The organism is Methylomonas rhizoryzae (assembly GCF_008632455.1).
Classification (GTDB): Bacteria; Pseudomonadota; Gammaproteobacteria; order Methylococcales; family Methylomonadaceae; genus Methylomonas; species Methylomonas rhizoryzae.
In genome coordinates, this window is the sequence record NZ_CP043929.1 from 2,295,186 (window position 1) to 2,313,542 (window position 18,357).

Annotated in this window: 13 protein-coding genes; 5 read left to right on the forward strand and 8 right to left on the reverse strand. The window is 52.5% G+C overall.

The window, feature by feature from the left end; translation table 11 throughout:
* Positions 1-98: 98 nt before the first annotated feature.
* Genes F1E05_RS10270 through xseA form a run of 3 tightly spaced genes read left to right on the forward strand, consistent with a single transcriptional unit; the run spans position 99 to position 2,274 of the window.
* Complete coding sequence (locus F1E05_RS10270; RefSeq protein ID WP_150048202.1) at positions 99-530, forward strand: YeeE/YedE family protein; 432 nt, start codon at positions 99-101, stop codon at positions 528-530.
* Positions 527-940, forward strand: a complete 414-nt coding sequence (locus F1E05_RS10275; RefSeq protein WP_150048203.1) for a DUF6691 family protein — start codon at positions 527-529, stop codon at positions 938-940. Before F1E05_RS10270 ends, F1E05_RS10275 begins: the two co-directional genes overlap by 4 nt.
* Positions 937-2,274, forward strand: coding sequence for an exodeoxyribonuclease VII large subunit (gene xseA, locus F1E05_RS10280; protein ID WP_150048204.1), 1,338 nt, complete (start codon positions 937-939; stop codon positions 2,272-2,274). The genes F1E05_RS10275 and xseA overlap by 4 nt, the downstream gene beginning before the upstream one ends.
* A gap of 36 nt (positions 2,275-2,310) precedes the next feature.
* On the opposite strand, the gene F1E05_RS10285 is transcribed toward xseA, so the two are convergent.
* Positions 2,311-6,189: a DUF1631 family protein gene (locus F1E05_RS10285; protein WP_150048205.1), complete on the reverse strand. Its 3,879-nt coding sequence runs from the start codon at positions 6,187-6,189 to the stop codon at positions 2,311-2,313.
* Between the two features lie 634 nt (positions 6,190-6,823).
* Here F1E05_RS10285 and yjgA point away from each other — a divergent pair.
* On the forward strand, positions 6,824-7,369 hold the full coding sequence (yjgA, locus tag F1E05_RS10290; RefSeq protein WP_150048206.1) for a ribosome biogenesis factor YjgA: 546 nt from the start codon (positions 6,824-6,826) through the stop codon (positions 7,367-7,369).
* A gap of 43 nt (positions 7,370-7,412) precedes the next feature.
* On the opposite strand, the gene F1E05_RS10295 is transcribed toward yjgA, so the two are convergent.
* From F1E05_RS10295 to F1E05_RS10305, 3 genes are read right to left on the reverse strand one after another with little or no spacing between them, the layout of a single operon-like run.
* The gene (locus F1E05_RS10295; RefSeq protein ID WP_232056864.1) at positions 7,413-10,205 is read right to left on the reverse strand and encodes a PAS domain S-box protein; all 2,793 of its coding nucleotides are present in this window, start codon (positions 10,203-10,205) and stop codon (positions 7,413-7,415) included.
* 32 nt (positions 10,206-10,237) lie between these two features.
* Positions 10,238-10,906 (reverse strand): TMEM165/GDT1 family protein, encoded by a 669-nt coding sequence (locus F1E05_RS10300; RefSeq protein WP_150048208.1) that lies wholly within the window; start codon positions 10,904-10,906, stop codon positions 10,238-10,240.
* Between the two features lie 55 nt (positions 10,907-10,961).
* Positions 10,962-11,819: a ZIP family metal transporter gene (locus tag F1E05_RS10305; protein ID WP_408631337.1), complete on the reverse strand. Its 858-nt coding sequence runs from the start codon at positions 11,817-11,819 to the stop codon at positions 10,962-10,964.
* Positions 11,820-12,194: 375 nt separating this feature from the next.
* On the opposite strand from F1E05_RS10305, the gene F1E05_RS10310 reads away from it, so the two are divergent.
* Positions 12,195-12,731 (forward strand): J domain-containing protein, encoded by a 537-nt coding sequence (locus F1E05_RS10310; RefSeq protein WP_150048210.1) that lies wholly within the window; start codon positions 12,195-12,197, stop codon positions 12,729-12,731.
* A gap of 32 nt (positions 12,732-12,763) precedes the next feature.
* Here the strand turns inward: F1E05_RS10310 and F1E05_RS10315 are convergent, their stop codons facing one another.
* The 4 genes from F1E05_RS10315 to F1E05_RS10330 are packed head-to-tail and all read right to left on the reverse strand — an operon-like array spanning position 12,764 to position 18,305.
* Complete coding sequence (locus F1E05_RS10315) at positions 12,764-14,476, reverse strand: VWA domain-containing protein (protein WP_190303106.1); 1,713 nt, start codon at positions 14,474-14,476, stop codon at positions 12,764-12,766.
* Entirely contained in the window at positions 14,476-15,996 is a 1,521-nt protein-coding gene (locus F1E05_RS10320; RefSeq protein WP_150048212.1) for an AAA family ATPase, read from the reverse strand. The genes F1E05_RS10315 and F1E05_RS10320 overlap by 1 nt, the downstream gene beginning before the upstream one ends.
* A gap of 12 nt (positions 15,997-16,008) precedes the next feature.
* Positions 16,009-16,365, reverse strand: a complete 357-nt coding sequence (locus tag F1E05_RS10325) for a cupin domain-containing protein (protein ID WP_150048213.1) — start codon at positions 16,363-16,365, stop codon at positions 16,009-16,011.
* Between the two features lie 29 nt (positions 16,366-16,394).
* Positions 16,395-18,305 carry a DmsC/YnfH family molybdoenzyme membrane anchor subunit gene (locus F1E05_RS10330; RefSeq protein WP_150048214.1) on the reverse strand — a complete coding sequence of 637 codons (1,911 nt, stop codon included), beginning with the start codon at positions 18,303-18,305 and terminating at the stop codon, positions 16,395-16,397.
* Positions 18,306-18,357 lie beyond the last annotated feature (52 nt).

Below are 18,357 nucleotides of genomic sequence, written 5' to 3' on the forward strand. Positions count from 1 at the left end.
ATGCATGCAGTTCCTTAGTTGACGGCTGCACTCGGCCGCTGCAATCTCAGAGGAACCACCGTAAAATAGCCCGCTAGTTTCAATCAAGAGGAAGGAATTTGCAAAATTTCACCCCGCTTTCCGCATTTTTAGGCGGTTCGTTAATTGGTTTAAGTGCTGTTCTGTTGTTATGGTGCAACGGCCGTATCGCCGGAGTCAGCAGCATAATGAATGGTTTATTTCAGCCCGACCCGGCAAATTACTATTGGCGCGCGTGTTTTTTGCTCGGCTTATTGGCGGGAAGTGCCGCTTGGTTTCAATTGACCGATGCGCAACTCCCCATTCGGCAAAATGCTTCATCGGCCTTGATCGCAGCCGGCGGCTTTCTGGTTGGTCTCGGCACCCGCATCGGCAGCGGTTGCACCAGTGGACATGGCATCTGCGGCATCGCCTTATTGTCGGTTCGTTCTATTCTTGCCACCCTAACTTTTATGCTGACCGGCATATTAAGCGTTTATTTAGTGCGTCACGTGCTGGGAGTTTTAGCATGAAAGCGTTGTTTGCCTTCCTGGCCGGATTGCTGTTCGGTGTCGGGTTGGCCCTTTCCGAGATGGTCAATCCGCAGAAAGTGTTGGCATTTTTAGATGTAAGCGGTAATTGGGACCCCAGTTTGGCTTTAGTCATGGCGGGCGCCTTAGCCGTTGCTGTTACGGGTTTCCGTTGGGTGCTCAGACAACATAAACCGATTTTTGCCAGCCGCTTTCATTTGACCGACAAAACCGGTCCGGACCGGCGCTTACTGATGGGAGCGGCATTATTCGGCGTAGGCTGGGGCTTAACCGGCTACTGCCCCGGCCCGGCTTTTGCCGGCATCGGTTTGGGCAATACCGATGCGATTGTCATGGTGCTCGGTATTTACGCCGGTTTTGGAGTGGCAAACTTTTTAGGCCGTAAACCTTGACCGCTAAAGACGCCGTTTATACCGTTTCGGAACTCAACCGGGAAGCCAAGCGCTTGCTGGCGCAGCATTTTTTAACCGTTTCCGTTCAGGGCGAAATCTCCAATTTCAGTGTTCCGGCATCGGGTCACTGGTATTTCAGTTTGAAAGACGCGCAGGCACAAGTTCGTTGCGCCATGTTTCGCGGCCAACAAAACCGTTTCACCCCTATGCCGCGAAACGGCGACTTAGTGGTCGTCAACGCTCAAGTGAGTTTATACGAGCCGCGCGGCGACTATCAATTAGTGGTGGAACAGCTCGAACCAGCCGGCGACGGCGCGTTGCGGCTGGCATTTGAAAAATTAAAAGCCAAACTTTACGCGGAAGGATTGTTCGACGAAACCCGCAAACAAACTTTACCGTTAATTCCGCGTACCATAGGTATCGTCACCTCGCCTAGCGGTGCGGCCATACACGATATACTCACCGTACTAAAACGCCGCTTCCCCGCCGTACCCGTGATAGTTTACCCGGCCGCCGTCCAGGGCGACGCTGCGAAAGGCGAGATTTGCCGCGCCTTACAACTGGCCAACCAACGCATGGAAGCCGACGTATTGATCGTCGCGCGCGGCGGCGGCAGTTTGGAGGACCTTTGGGCTTTTAACGAAGAAAGCGTGGCCCGCGCTATAGCCGCCAGCAAAATACCGGTGATCGCCGGTATCGGCCACGAAGTGGACTTTACCATCGCTGATTTAGTGGCCGACCTTAGGGCAGCCACGCCGTCGGCCGCCGCCGAACACGCAGTTCCGCATCAACAAGAATGGCTGAGCGGTTTTCAATATATGGAACAACAGCTTGCACAGCGTTGGCAACGCAAACTGCAGCAATTAATCCTGCAGTTATCTTGGCTGAATAAGGCGCTGAAAATACAACACCCGGGAGAAAAACTACAGCGCAACGCGCAACGCTTGGACGAATTGGAGCAACGTCTGACCTTGACCATGCAAAATTGCACAAGCTATCGAAGCCGGCAATTTGCATTGACGCGGCTAGCCTTTTACCGGCAACAACCGACGCGGCACCTCTTATTCTTAAACCAACAACTGCAAAACATCGAAAGGCGTTTGCAGCAGCGCGTGGCATTTAAATTGGCTACTTTGACACAAATACTAGGCGGAACCAGCCAAACCTTAAACGCTGTCAGTCCTTTGGCGACCTTGGAGCGAGGCTACGCCATCGTCAGAAATGCCCGGGATAAGATCGTTAAGTCCGCCGGCGAATTAGCGGAAAGCGATTTGATTACCACCCGTTTTGCCAATGGCAGCGTGGTTAGCGAAGTCAAAAAAATTCAACGCTGATCGCGCAGTTAGCGGCGTTATCGCTCAAAAGAAAAATCAAATCTCCCAAAACCGGTCGTCGTTCAGCATATTCAACGGATTATCGGGTGCCGGTATGATGGTCAACTCGGCAAGCGGAGCCGGCTTGTGAATATGATAACCTTGCCCGTAATCGACGCCTATTTCCTCCAATATTTGCTGAATTTCAGCATTCTCGACATATTCGGCTATCGTTTGCAGCCCCAGGGAATGAGCGATTTCGTTCATTGATCGGACAATGGCCACGTCGGCTTGGTTGTGGGCTAAATCCTTTACAAAAGCCCCGTCGATCTTCAGATAATGAACTTGCAGGTTTTTCAGATAGGCGTAGGAGGAATAGCCGGAGCCGAAATCGTCCAGCGAAACTTTGCAGCCGAATTGCTTAATGGTTTCTATAAACCGAATAGTGAATGCAATATTTTCCGAAGCGACGGTTTCAGTAATTTCGAACGTGAGTTTTTGCGCAATCGAGTCGCTTAAAGCCGCCAATTTAGCCACTAAAAACTCCAGGAAAGTTTCGTTATTAACCGATTGCCCGGAAAGGTTGATCGCAAATCCGTCTATGCGGCCAAACTCGTCGGCGCGATTATTGATCCATGCCAACACGTCTTCGATCACCCAACGATCGATTTCAGGCATACGCTGACAACGTTCCACCGCCGGTATGAAGGTATCCGGCGGAATGATACGCCCCTCCTCATCTCTTACCCCCAATAAAATTTCGTAGTGCGTATGCCGGCCTCGATTCTGCCCTATCGAGGTAATCATTTGGCAGCGCGTAAATAATCTGTTTTCGGCAAATATTCGATCGATTCGGCCTATCCATTCGTGAATACTGTTCTGACGGCGTATGTCTTCGTCGTCCGAAGCAAACGCCAGCACCCGATTTTTCCCGGATTGTTCCGCCAACATGCTGGCTGAGTCGGCTTGTTGCAGTAATTGTCTGACGTCAAAACTATTTTGATCGCAAAACACCAGGCCTATGCTGACGCCTATGGCATAACTGTTGTCTTGCCATTGAAAATGGTTGTCCGCCACACGATCGGCTAGCTCGGTGGCGCGCCCGAATGCTTGGTCCAAGGTGCAATTTTTAAACAATACCGCAAACGATTGTTCGCCTAAACGCGCCAAAAAGTCATGAGCCGGCAGTTGCGCGCGCGCCAAGTCGGCGATTTTTTTAAGTAATTGTTCGCCGCCGGCTAAACCGCAGACATTGGTGATCAACCTGAAATCTTGAACTTCGATATGGCACAAAGTATGCCCGGACTGGCCTAAATTACTAATTTCGTGCTTGAATTGCTTGATAAATTCTTCCCGAGTCAAGGTATCGGTAACCGCATCGGTAATTGCGCTGGCGACGACTTGCTGATGCATGTTTTGCAGCATCGCTTCCGTCACTCTTTCTATTAACGGTACGTCCAAGTTTTCTATAGGTTTGGCGGCGTAAGTTCGCAGCATGGCGGCCAACTCGTTGGTACTGAATTCGCGCTTGTTCAATCCTTCGCGGTTAACGAATACGTATCTTTTCAGAAATTCGCCTATCCAAATCAGCTTCATCGGCTCACTGCTACCGTCTTGCAACGTTACAGATAGCCAATCGCCGACATGCATTTGTTTAACCTGCAGTAAAAACGAATCGGTTACTGTAGGGAAAGGATCGACGATCTCGGTTGGCTGAGGTTGATAGCCCACTTTCATAGCCGGCTTTCTAGCAGCGTTTTCGCCTACTCCCAATAACGTAACGGTAAGCTCGGAAATGAGTTGATGGTGTAGCCGGGCGTCGGCAAAGATCGATTTGAGCTTATCGTCGATGATCCCCAGGGTGCGCTGTATATCGCTGCGCTTCATCGTTAAGGTGGCATCGTCAGCGTTGAACCAAGCCAATAAATCGTCCAACACGCCCCAATAGGCCGCGCGTTCTTCCGGCCGCTGTTCTTTGGTCAGTTCGGCGACAGTCAACAATTGCTGCCAACCCGTCTCCAGTAATTCCACAATCACCGTCGGAATCCGGGCCTGCAACAAACGCTCATTCAACGCTTGTTGCACGGCATGTCTGGCAAATTCCAGCTTTTGCCGTCCTTCGTAAACTTCGATCAAGCGATGGATCACCACTTGAGTCGATTTGGTTACTTCGGTTGCCAACCATTTCAATTCGTGCGCCACTTCTTTAAACGTATCGGGATTGGCTGTCGATTGTTTGACGATTTTGCCGATCAACTCGTCGACCGTCTCCTTGACTCGAACGGTTTTCACCGCTTTGTTACGCTGTATTGCCGAGTCCAGCAGCATCAATTGATTGACAACCTCGCGTGCGGGATGCTCGTCGTCTCCGAAGAAATCGATACCTTCCAGGCACAGCGTCAGTAAAGGTAATTGCATGGTATTCAGATAACGTTTTAGCAGCGGAGAAACATAGCTGTAACTGCCGACGGCATCGAAGAAATGATCCAGCATCTCGATACAACTGGTATTGCTACCGCTAAAGGCCTTGGCCGCTCCTTCGGCATTAGCCAGCAATTTGGAGAGCTTTTCTTTGCAGTCTATCGGTTGTGAAAAATCGAAATTACTAGCCAGCAAGGTGAGCTGAAGCCGATTGATAGCCGCCGTTAAATCGGACAGAGGGTAATATGCGCCGGGTTGCTGCGCTGCCGATGCCGGCGTGCTTGGGGTTGTAGACGAGGCGACAAACTGATTCAGGGTTTGTAACGCGTGGATCAGTTTGGCGGAAACCGCTTCCGATACCTGCTGGCCGGCGCCGACAGTTACCGCTTGTGCCGGCCGAGTGCCGGCCGTAGCGCCTGGATTTATCCCTTGGCTGGCTAATGAAAATTCTATTGGTACCACATTTTCGTTATCGAAGTAGAAAACGGGCTGAGATCCGCGCGTGACCACTACCGGAGCCGGCTGAAGCTCGCGGGCCAAGGCCGATTGTCCTTGTAAAAAGTCTTGTGCCTTATGAAAAAACTCGGGCAACCCCGAACGCAACGTGGCGTGAAAAACTTTGTATACCATCAAGTTCAAGTCGTTACTCATTTTTAGCGACAAAGTCAGCTCACGAAAACTGTCGCATAGCACTGAAGGTCTTAGCGGATTGCTTGATGTAGCCACCGAGTGGCCGTAGATACGGGCCAGCTGCCAATTGATTGCGTTGAGGCTTGCTTCGAATTGAGCATCCAATTCTCTGATGATGGCGGAGATATTCAACCAATCTTCGAATTCGCTTTTATCGACCAACTGCATAGAAGTGCTATCGATGACAATGTCATTTTTAACGGCTTTTTTTTCCTCGATAAATTCGACTTGACTGCATACCGACTCGGAAACCGCGTCGATAATTGCTTGCCGTCTTTCCGACCAATCGGAAATGAAATCGTCAAGCTGCGACTGATTGGCAAAATACAGCTTTTGACTGTTGTAAAGAACGATATTGGAATGAAGGGACTGAAAAAATTCATTGAGCAACAACGGGATATTGGCGGTTAGAAACTCAAGGAAACGTTTCTCCCAATGGGCTTGTTCGACTTCTCTGGCCGATTTGGAAACGCCGCCACTCTTTTGCGATTTACCGGCGGTTCTTGATTCTTTCAACAATGCGCTATACGCCAACGGCGGCATATGATCCACCGCAACACCGACACCGGACGGTTTGACATGCACGATTTCCGCATCGACTTCGAAGGTATCGTGCTCTTGAACCACAAACCTTACCAGCACCCGCTGCTTTGCCGACAACGCTTTAAGATAATCGCCGCTGTTATCGACTTCCAGAAAAAAACCGCCCATACAGAAATCCACGATCCGGCACGGAACCGCTTTATCTTTTCCGATGAGCATGGAAGGTAATGCGATGGCATACCTTAAGTGGCGTCGTTGACTATGAGATTCCAAATCAGACATTCATTGCGAATTGAACATATACGAGCAGGCTGTCGCGCGATTAAACGCTCGGCGCTGACTGAAGCCGGTCGCCCTGCATAAATTGATAATGGAAAATCCTATTCATCTTTCAAAAAATTATTGAAATGGTCTATCCATACGCTTGGAATTAGCCGTTACGTTAACGCAACCACGTCTACAGAGTACTACCGTTCCAAACCCGAATCCAGGCTCTGGGTATTTTATCGCTCGGCCAGACAGATTACCGTAGAGTTTAGAAAAAACTTTGATCTTTGTCCTGTAGCAAGCTCATCACTATTGCCGGCAGTTTTTACGGAATGTCTGATAGAATTCGCCAGTCGCATGTCGGTATGTCCGTTGCCTGTGGTGACGAAAGGTACTAAACCCATTCCAAAACGGAAGATCTTGGCTCTCCGGAGCTTATGACTTCTTCAAATCCCGCTGGAGGTGGATGTGTCCTTATCGGAACAAGCGCTGATAGCAATGCTGGGAATAGCGCTATTTCTTTGGTGGTTGCCAAAAACAAAATCGGCGATCACCCACAGTAAAGCGCGGACGGCCGATTGGCCTAGTGTAATTTTGCCGCTCAGCGTAGTGGTTGCTTTTGTAATTTTGTTAATTACTCTGTTAAGAAATGACTGAATACGAGGATTTCGACGAAGACGGCGAGGAAAGTGTCGAATATTACGCCATTCGCCCCAACAAAACCCAATTGAAAAAGGAATTGGGGGCGATTTTCGACATGGTGGAAGCGATAAGCCGACATAAGCCGGAACAAATTCGGGAATTCGGCTTACCGGAAGCGATAGAATCGGCGCTGTTGGACGTTGCAAAGATGGGTAAAACGGCGGCCCGTAAGCGCTCGCTGAAATACATTACCGCGCAACTAAAAGAGTTGGAATTGGTGGATCAAGTTAAAGAACATTTGGATCGAATCAGCAACAAAAGCGCTCACGCTGTTCGCGAACACCACCAATCCGAACGCTGGCGCGATCTGCTATTAAGCGACAATGGCAAGGAACAGCTGACTCGTCTTGTCGATGAGTTTCCGGATGCCGACGTGCAATATGTCAGGCAATTGCAACGCAATTCCCTGAAAGAGCTGGAGCAAAACAAACCACCGAAATCGGCGCGTTTGCTGTATCAATACGTAAAAGAACTGGTTTCCAACGCCCATTAGACTTCGCACCCTCCGGCTTACACGCACCGGTGCATCATCATTCCTAGGCCGGCGGTGTGGATTTTCTTTCCAAGAAAATAATCACTTTGCGGAACAAATGCCCGCCGGAATCGAAGATTGCGTTGATCAGTACTTCTTGACTGTAACGCTCTCCGGATGCTTGCCGTGCGACTAACAACCCTCGCCATTTTCCAGTGGCGGAAATGGCTTGATCAACGGCCTCCGGCATCCCGGCCTGCTGCTCTGCACTGACTAGAATGTTTGGAATGCGGCCAATCGCATGTTCCCGGCGATAACCCGTCAGATTTTCGTAAGCGGGATTGATATTGAGAATTCTATTGTCGGCATCGGTTATCAGCATAGCCTCGTTGCTGTTCTCGAATACCGAAGCCGCTAATTTCAAAGCATCTTCATGCGCTTTACGCTGGCTAATATCGCGCGCGAATCCGACTGTCCCCAAAACCTTGCGCTCATCGTCGAATAGCGGGGCTTGGTAAATTTCCTGCCATTGCTCCTGTCCTTTAAACGACAGACTTTCTTCGCGGTATCTGCGCTGACCGGAACGCATTACTTCGCAATCTTGCTCATAACACTTTTTTGCAATCCGGCCGGGGAAAAGATCGAAATCCATTTTGCCGATTACCTGGTCGGCGTCTATGCCGTATCTTTCGATGAAGCGGCGGTTCACCGCCAAATATTTACAGTTTTGGTCTTTTAGCCAAACGACGAACGGAAAGTTATCGAGCAATGCGCGTTCGTAATATTGCTTGTGCAGCAAATTGCGCTCCGAGTTGCGTCGTTCGGTAATATCGTTGAAATACCAGATTCGCCCGTAACAATTGTTTTGTCTATCCAGAATAGGCCAGGTAAAGCGCTCCAAGACCAAACCATTGATCAGTTCAATCTCATCTCGACTCGCTTGATCCGGATGCGCATACAAATATGCGACTTGCTCGGCAAACTGATCGGGATGTTTGGTTTTATCGGTGACGAACGCCAATTGAGCTTCGTCGTTAACGTCATCGGCTATTTCGGGAGGAATTTCCCAAAACTCGGCGATACGTCGATTCTGTAACAACTTTTTACCTTGGGTATCGACCGCCAGAACGCCGGCCGGAGACGAATCCAGCAAGGCTTCCAGAAAAGTGGTACGCCAGGTGAGCTGATCTTCGATGCGTTTACGCATCGTAATGTCTTCGTATGTTCCCAATAAACCGATAATATCGCCGTTACTATTGCGCAACGGAAACTTAGAAGTCCGCAGCCATATTAAATCGCCGTACTTATTGATTTGCGGCTCTTCGTAAGCGAAAGCGCTTTCACCGGTTTCGATGACCCTTACGTCGTCGGCTCGATAGCGTTCCGCCATCTGCCACCAGACTAAATCATCGTCCGTTTTACCGACCAGTTCGGCTACCGAATCACAGCCGGCATCCATCGCGAACAGGTTATTCGCCCCCTGATAACGCCGCTCTTTGTCCTTCCAGAAGATTCGAATCGGTAACGTTTCCAGTATCGTATTTAAAAAAACGTTCGAGTCGGATAAGGCCTTGCCTATCCGCGTTTGCTCGGTTACGTCTAAAAATATCGTTAGGTACTCGTTCTCGAATACCCCGCTGAGTTGGCCTGTCGTAGCAATCACGTGCCGGATCCCGCCGTTTTTACACTTGACTTCCATTTCTACCGGCTCAAACTCCACTCCCGGCCGGCCGGCATTCCCTAAGCGTTTTACCCACAATTGTTGCATCCGATTTCTATTGGCGCTGTCGGGAATGGCTTTTTCCCACCAATCGCTCAAGCTCGGAATATCGCGAACCGTATAACCGAATGTAGAGATAAATGCCGGATTCAATAAGGTGATGCGCTGTTCTGCGTCGATCAGCGCATAAGATACCGGGGATACGTCGATAATCGATTGCAGCCTATGCTCGCTGGCGGCTAATCGGGCACTGGTCTGCCGGGTATCGTGCAAAATCAACGCTAACAAGGTCCCCAACGCCGAAAACACCATTTGGAATAACCAATAGTTGACCAAGCCGCTTTTTTCAAAATCGTGCGCAAAATAGCCGTTACCGGATGCAGCGCCCAATAGTGCAGTCACTGCTGTCACAATCGCCACCCATTGCACGCCATGCCGAGCAAAACGCGTCGCCCCCCAGAACATGACGACGAATATCCAGTAATCGCGGGCAAGATCGCCCAGTTGCGCCTGGAACATGCCGAGAAAAACATCCAGCGCCGTTACTACGGAAACCGTCAAAAAAGCCAAGGTTTCTTTCAATCGCTGCGGAGTAAACCATTCCTTGGGCCATTGGCGCCAAACCAACAGGACCGGGACCACCGAAATTACGCCTAACACGTCGGACATCCACCAGTGCAGCAATGCAATCGGTAATGCTTCCACGGGTAATAGATCTTGGCTCATGATCGCCACAGGGCCTACGCTGGCACTGATGAAGCTGCAGCAGATCGAGATGATGCCCAGATAATAAAAGTGCTCCGGCTTGTTAAGATCCGGAGAAAATTTTGTCGTGTGCGTCAGCCACCACGTCGCCAAAAGCGGCTCTAAGGTATTTCCCACCGCTATGGCTGCGCTCAATCCCCAGCCGTCGTTGACCATCAGGCCTGCGACAAGCGCACCGGCAAATATTCCCGGCCAAACTCGCGGACCTTTTAAAATCAACACGGCAAGAGCCAGGCCCGACGGGAACCATACCAACGTCACGTTGCCTTCTGCCGAAAAGTAATTTAAGACTAATTTTCCTAATGCGGCATACAGCACGGCCGTCGATACCATTCCCAATACGTCCTGCCATCGGTATTGCGGAAAAACCATGCGTGCCACCCAATTTCCGATTCAGTCTTACACTAGACAAACGCCGAGAAACATATCTTGTCCCAAACCCAAGTCGGCAGCGAAATCAGCGCCCGATAAGCCGCGCTGAGTGCCAAAACGATAAAAATAATACCGCTGATTTTTTTTAACAACGATAAACGCATGCGTTTCAACAGGGTTTTACCGGCCAAAATGCCTAAACCCGAGGTAAGCGCCAAGGCTAGAGTAGCGCCTGTCCAAACCGCCCACGGCTCTGCCGTGGAACTTAAAGCCGCTACTGCCAACTGCGTTTTATCGCCAAATTCGGCTACCGTAATCAGCGTCAATGTGGTCAAAAACATACCGCGCCGGCTGATTTCGACCACCTCCTCTTGTTCTTCCTCCGCGTTAGCGAAAATAGCGTGTAAGCCAAACCCGGCAAACATCAGCGCTACGCAAGCTGCCAGCAAATACTCGGGCAACCATTGCGCCAAAGCAGCGCCAAACAATACGGCTAAGGTGTTTAGCGTAGCAAATGCGCTAACCGCTCCCCAAAATACCGGTGCGCTACGATGTTTCGAAGCCAACACCATGCAAACCAACTGACTCTTATCGCCAATCTCGGCCGCTGCAATCACGACAAAACTGCTAAAAATGGGAAACAACGCCTGCTTTATATCGGCCGTATGCCAATAACCGAACCAATTGATCGTCAATTCCATGTGTGGATTTTTCGGAAAATAATGAAAGCTCTAGTTGCCTGGGCCCGTTAAACCATCAACCGATTATCTTGTCCAGTATCATCATGATGATGAAGCCGCCCATCAACGAAAAGGTCGCAACCCTGGAACGGCCTTTGGCATGCGTTTCCGGAATAATTTCTTCACTGATGACAAATAACATCGCGCCGGCCGCGAATCCCATCGCTATCGGTAAAAACGAAGAAAAAACCGTCACCATGGTGATGCCCAACAATCCACCGACCGGTTCCACTAAGCCGGTCAAGGTCGCGATACCGACAGCCTTCCATTTGTCGTAACCTAAGCCGACCAACGGCAAGGCGACGGCCAAGCCTTCCGGGATATTTTGCAACGCGATGGCAATGGCCAGCACGCTGCCGTTGTGCAGGTCCCCGGTGCCGAAACTTACTCCGACCGACATGCCTTCCGGAAAATTATGTATGGTTATCGCGATGATAAATAGCGAAATCTTTTGCAGGGAATCCAGGCTTTCTTCGGCAACCGTTTCAAAATGCAAGTGCGGCAGCTTTTGATCCGCGAAATGTAAAAACAGCGCACCCAACAACATGCCGACCGAAACAACCAGCAAACCTTTACCCGGCCAAGCTTGTTCGCCAAAGTCAATTCCCGGTACCAACAAAGAAAACGCGGTAGCCGCCAACATCACCCCCGCTGCAGCGCCTAACATGCCGTTAAACAACCGCGCCGATATATCTTTCAGGAACAAGGCCGGCAAAGCGCCCAACCCTGTCGCCAAACCGGCCAAAATACTTGCGAAAAACCCTATGACGACTAACGAACCGAAAAGCAGATATAAACTACCGAACACCAGTATTTGACTCAACAAAAACGCGCTCAACCACGCCGCCCATCGCTGCGGTTTCGGTAATTCCATCACCCTGGAATACAGAGGGTAAGCCTGTAATTGCTGCACCCGATTGGCAAAAAACAGTTCTAAGTCAAACATAAGTATCCTTATCGCACGTGAGTGAAAAACCGATTATACGCAAGGATTTAATCCCACGATGAAACACTTACCCAAGCCGTGCCGCTTGACCTTTTGCAATAAGCTTTACTTTGTCGAAAAAATTACATTTTGTGCGTTTTCCCGTGCCTCATCGGTAATGAACGACTAAATATCCATTTCAGGCCGTTAGCGCTTGCTTCCGACAGACGCCGGATAGCGCTGTTTTCACAAAGGCTCGGATTCTTGGTATTCAATTTGCTGCTGATTGAAAAACCTTTTCAATCAGCCAACCGGAGAAAAAGCATGCATCACAGTCCGTGGCCGGAACAAGAAGAGCTATGGGTCATTTGGAACGGCTCGCTCGGCATTGTCGATACCGTGACGATCGGGCGGATTGAAGCCGGGCCGGCTGGCCGAAACGCTTGGCTGGAGGAGCCTTACGATATGGTCGGACCGTTTAATCTCGATGAACTTGAGGCAAAAGGTTGGATGGATTTTGCCGCTTGCGCGGTCATGTCGCGGCAAAAATGGCAAGACGATCAAGTGGCGTTGCGTCGGGAATCCCTCAAACAACGCCGCGCGGCGCAGGCAAGGCTATTCGAGTACCAAACACGCTACAACCAAAGCCGAATTCAACCGCCAAACCACGACCGCCGACTCAGCGACCGGCAACATCGCCAAGTCCTGAATTTGCCGTTAGACGGAGCGCTCGATCCCACCCAGATCAAAACCGCTTTTCGGCGGCTGGCTCAGAAGGCCCACCCCGACGTCGGCGGCAGCCATGAGCAGTTTATCCGGATCACCGAGGCCCGCAATGCGTTGCTGGAACGAACGGCGTGATCGGCGGGCGACAAGTTTAGCTCGGTCATCTCCTAATCAAGTTCCTCTGCGCCGGACTGCATTCCGTTGAACCGATGCAAAGGCTCGCACAGGGCCTCCAAAGCCCGGCTGCGCCAGTTGCCCAGCAACAGTCCATGAATGCGCAAGCCTTGTTGGCGTTTTAGGGCTTCGATGCGCTCAAACGCCGGAGCCTGTAAAGGGAAGCGTCCGTCGGTAATCAGGAGAATATCGGCATTTAGCCAAGCTTCGTTGTGTTGTTTGGCCAAGGCGTTCAGTAAAGGTTGTACGACGTCGGTACCGCCGTGAAAGCTATGTTGCAAAAATTGTAATAGCTGCTTCAAGCCACCGCGGGTTAAATCCAGTTCGTGCTCCAGTATCTGCTGCGGCCCGCTAAATGCGTAAATATGACAAGCCCGGTGTTCCGCGTAGGCCAGCCGCAACACCTCCAACACAATGGCTTTGGCGATCGTTTCCGGTGCGCCGTGCATAGACGCCGAGGTATCCAAACATACAATGATGGGTCCGGCCCCCAAGCCGCCGGGTTGGACTTGCGGCGGGCATTGCGCGTCCACATCCAAGTCCTGCTCCTCCCAAAGCGGCTCAGGCAGCAAACCATGGCGGCAATAAGTCAGCAAGCGCCGCTCCGCTCGACGCGCATGCCATAACCACTTGAGTTTGGGATGCCCCAGTTGCGACAGTTCGCTGGGTAGCATGCGCGTCAAGTCGTCGTCTAATTCGATGCCGCCGGTTTCCATAGGGGGGTGGGGATTATGCTGCGGCCGCGGCTCGGGGTACGGGCGTCGTAACGGCGCGACGATGCGTTCGGCCAGTGCCTGTAAGTTCTCCGTGCCGATTGAACGGCGTAAACGTCCGATCAGCGCAATCAATTCGACCAATTCCGGCGAGTCCTGCAACAAACGCCGATAACGCACGATGTCGCGCCAGCCGTGCACGGCTAACACGCCTTGAGTCAAATCCCAACCTCGGCCCAGCAAGCCGCCCAATTCGGCGTACACGGCCGATAGTTGCTGCCAGGTTTGTGCCAGTTCACGCCAGTTGCGTTCGAGAGGTTCGCTCACTATTTTCTCTATCTCAACGCCGGGGCCTGAAGAAGTGCTGCCTGACGGCGGGGTTGCCGCTACGCTGCCATCGGTATTTTCATTTTGGGCCGGGCTAGGTTCGCTTGGCAAATCCGCCAGCCCGGGGGGCAGCGAATTCAAGCTCAATCGCGATTCGTCGACAACGTTGTTTGCTTGCGGCAATGGTTCGGATGGGCGGGTGGGGGCCTGTGACGATAAGTTAGGCTCACCCCCGCCGCCCGAGCGTTCGACGTGGTCGGCCAGTCCTTCCGGATCGGCGAACGACGAGTCTTGGTTTTTGATTTTCTGGCGCTGGGCCAATTTGTCGACGAAACCGTCCGGTTTCAGAGCGAAATAATCCTCGGCGCTACCTATACCTTCCAGTAGATCCAGCAAGATGCTGTCGGTCAGCTCCGCTTGGCCGCGGCAATACTGCACGATTTCCAAGGTTTCCAGGCGCATCAAAATAGTATGGCGAATGTTGCGTTCCGGCCAATCGGTGGCGTCCGGCTCCGGTAATTGACCGGCCAGCAGACAAGCGCGCCAGTGCAGCACCGCAGCGCTGCGTGCCAATAATTCACCGTGGCTATGGGTAACGACCGGGCTATAAAGACTGTCCGGCAATGCGTCCAGCAAGGCAAAGCGGGTTTCGAAGCGGCGAAACATCAGCCGAGTTGCGGCAAACCGGCGTAACCGTCGGCCACCGCCTGCAGCCGGGCAAGCAATTGTGTTACATGCCGCAAGGCTTGTTGCAAGCCGGCCGCCGCCGTTTGCGCAAACTCGGCCGGCAGCCATAGCGGATCGCGCAAGGTAGCGGCTAACGAATCGACTTGGTTTTGCACGCTGTCGCGCAAAGCGGTCAGCTCCACCGTCAAACGTCCGGTTTCGGCTAGCCGCGCGGCGATGAAGGCCGAACTGTGTTTTAACGGCTCCATGCACGGTGCATTTTCTATCCGTTCGATGAAGCGGTTGGCCGGATTGGCGACGTATTGGTCCAGGTGTACCCATTGGCCGTCCAAATGCGTCTGTTGGTACAAGCGGTCGAAAAAGCGCTGCGCCAGTTCCTGCTTGCTGTAACCCGTACCGTCATTGCTGCGCTCCTCGGTGCCGGGTGGAGCGAGGTACAAAAGCTGGCCGTCGCGCATGACCGCATTATGGGTGACGGGCTGTAGAGTGGTGCGGCCGTCGGCAGCGATAAATACCGGCCGGCCTTGATGGTCCAGCCGTTGCACTTGGCTGTGACTGTCGCGCTGCAAGGCGGCTTCCCAAGTCGCCACCAATTTGTCCAGGGCCGGCAAGCCTAACTGGCTGCCGGTGCCGACGTAACGGCAGTACCATGCGAATAGCATTTCGCGTTGTTCCGGCTCAGACCACAGACAATGTTGCAGCAAACCGCAATCCCAAATCGACACCTGCCGCCTGTCGTCGGTAAACGCGGCGACTTTCAGCAGTTTGACGGCCTTGCGCCAGCGCCGATCCGAGACCTGTAGGCCGTTTTGTTGCAGAAATTGCCGTAACTCTTGAAGCAATGTTAATACCTGCTCCGGCAAGGTCACTGTGACGGCGTCGGCTTGAATTCGGGCAATCTCGTCGCGACTGAAGCGCAATCCGGCGTCAAGCTGAGCCTTGGTTTCGGTTAACTGTAACAACGCGACAAACTGCGCATCGCTGACCGCCTGCACCTGATAACGGCATAAAAACCGGTCGTACAGGGCAAGCAAGCTATCATCCTCCGGCAACTCGTTGCTGGCAGCGATCACCGAGATCAACGGCACTTTGAGCCGGGCATCGCCGTTGTCGAATTCGCGTTCGTTCAATAGCGTCAACAATGCATTCAATATCGCGCTGTTAGCCTTGAAAATTTCGTCTATGAAGGCAATGCTGGCGCTAGGCAAATAACGTTCGGTCAAGCGCAGATAGCGGTCTTCCTCCAAGGCCTTGATCGACAGCGGCCCGAATAGCTCTTCCGGCACCGAAAATTTAGTCAGCAAGCGTTCGAAGTAACCGCCGTCGCTGAACGCCAAATGCAAACGCCTGGCCATTTCGCTTTTAGCGGTACCCGGCTGGCCGAGCAATAAAAGATGTTCGCCGGCCAACGCGGACAGCAAGGCCAAACGCAAGGGTTCGTCGCGTTCCAGCAAGCCGGCGGCGAGTTGGCGGACCATGGTTTGGATGTGGCTTTTCATCGACTTGCCTAGCTATTTATCCGCTAACTGGTAACCCGGCATCGAGCCGGCCACAACCGAGACGAAGACGAAAGGCTCACTGCCGGAATTCAAAGCACCGTGTACTTCGCCGACTTTAGCCACCGCGATGTCGCCGGGTTTCAGTTTCATGCTTTGCCGGCCACCCAAATAATAATCCGCTTCGCCGGAAATGACCGTCCAGGTGTCTTGCCCGCCCGGATGTACGTGGGCGGCAATTTCCTGACCGGGCGCGACGTGCCAGGCGACGATGGCGGCGTGCTCGGTTTGCAATACCAGCGAGCGAATGGGATCGTCCGCACAGGGTTGCAAATAATCTTGCAATATAAAGATACGCTGGTCCGCTTGCATGCTTTATGCCTCGCTAGGTTAAGGTTGAATCATTTACCGAAAATCCATTTGATGTGCTTAATCATGTCGTCTAGGGAGTGGGCTTTGATGGTTGCCATCAATTCGCCGACATCGAATGCGTGGTGGCGCTCGTATACCACGCCGTGCTGCGGCGCGTCGGCCAGGCCGGTTTCGCGGGCGTGCTCGACGAAACCTTGGTTTTTCCAGAAAAACGCCCCCGGCATCGTGGTCGGAATCACTAATACGAAGAACAGCGAACGGCCGAACACCGCGGATATCAGCATCGCCATCGCCAACGCTAGCGCACAGGCCAGACCGAAACCGCCGGAAACGCCGGTTAGCGATAACATCCAGGCTTGAACGACGGCATAGGCTAGCAGGCCGTTACGCAACCAATAGGATTTACCGTAAAACGTGGTTTGTTGATAGTGCGAAGCGGCGCCTTCGTTGCCCAGGGCTTGCATGTCGCGGGCATGCATCAGGTGTCCGAACGCTTCCAGGCTGAGCCCTGTAGCGATGACGGCGGCCAAGCCGGCGCTCAGCGCTGGCAAACCCGCTGTTGACAGCGGCAAATTCGTCAAAGCCGCCACCGCGACGATCAAGCCGCCAAGACTGAGCATGCTGCCGAAAAACGCGGTACCGGTTTGGTAATGGTTCCAAAACGGCCGGGCCGGAATCCGGTACAGTTTGTACATGTAAAACAAGCCGACCGGGCCGCCGATCAGCGCCAACATGCCGAACATCCCGGCAATAAAATCGGTGAACCCGTTATCGAACAGCGCAAACGCGCTATAACCCAGCAATCCGGTGTAAAACGCCGACACCCCGGCAATCTCCCGGCTGACCGGCGACAGACGCAAATTGTTGAATCCGCGGTAGAAACGATGCGGCTTGCCGAGATGCATATTCAATTTGTACAGTCCCAAACTGCACAACAACACGACGCTCGCCAATAACGGGGCGAACACCGGGGATTGCTTGACCAAAGCCAGTTCCGGCAAGCCGAGGCTAGGGCCTAGCAGCATAAGCAAGAAAGCGCCGAGCGTGCCTTGGGTACACAGGGTGAAAATCACGTGCGCGCTCTCGTGACTGGTCAGCAATTTGCGCAAATTCCAGTGCATCGCTTCGCCGTGCTTGCGGTCCACCACCGGTTTGAATAGACCGACCTGATCGTCGCGGTGATATTTGACGGGCATACTGTCGGTGCGGGTCATTTCCCGATGGGTGGAACGGGTTTGCTGAAACCGGATGTTGGGGTGGGTAATCTCGGCGCTGGGAAAGCCGGGAATCTCGGTTTTGGCCTGCACCCGCCCTTCCGGAATGTTTTCGACCACGCCGAAATCCAATGCATTACCCAAGCAGGCACTGACGCAAGCCGGCTTGAGGCCGACTTCCAGACGGTCCACGCACATATTGCATTTACTGACCTGACCTTTGACCGGGTCCAGCTGCGGCGCATTGTAAGGGCATACCCAGGTACAGTAGCCGCAGCCGAAACAGATTTCCGGATCTTGCAGCACCGCGCCGTATTCTGTGAATTTGGTGTAAGCGCGGGTCGGGCAGCCTTTCAAGCACACCGGATCGTCGCAGTGGTTGCAAGCCATCGAAATATTGATGCGCTGATAATTCGGATAAGTCCCACCTTCCACGAAGCCGACCGAACGAAAGGCGATGTGGGCCGGATTGTCGTTTTTCTCCGAACAGGCCGATTCACAGGCGTGGCAACCTATGCAATTGTCGGCGGTAAAGAAAAAACCGTGTTGCTTATACCGATTGGGATTGTCGCCGATGCCGCTGTCGCCGTTGATATTCAGGCTCTTGCCGTGCAAATCGTCGCCTGCCTTTGCCAACTCGATGTCTTGTCCGTAGCGGTTTTGCGTTTTGGTTTCCTTATCCCACAAAAACGCGTAGTCGGGTTCGTCGTTTCTTACTTCAAACATAGTCAATCTCGATTACCGGCGAAATGCGCCGAAAATTTGGCCGACCCGGGAC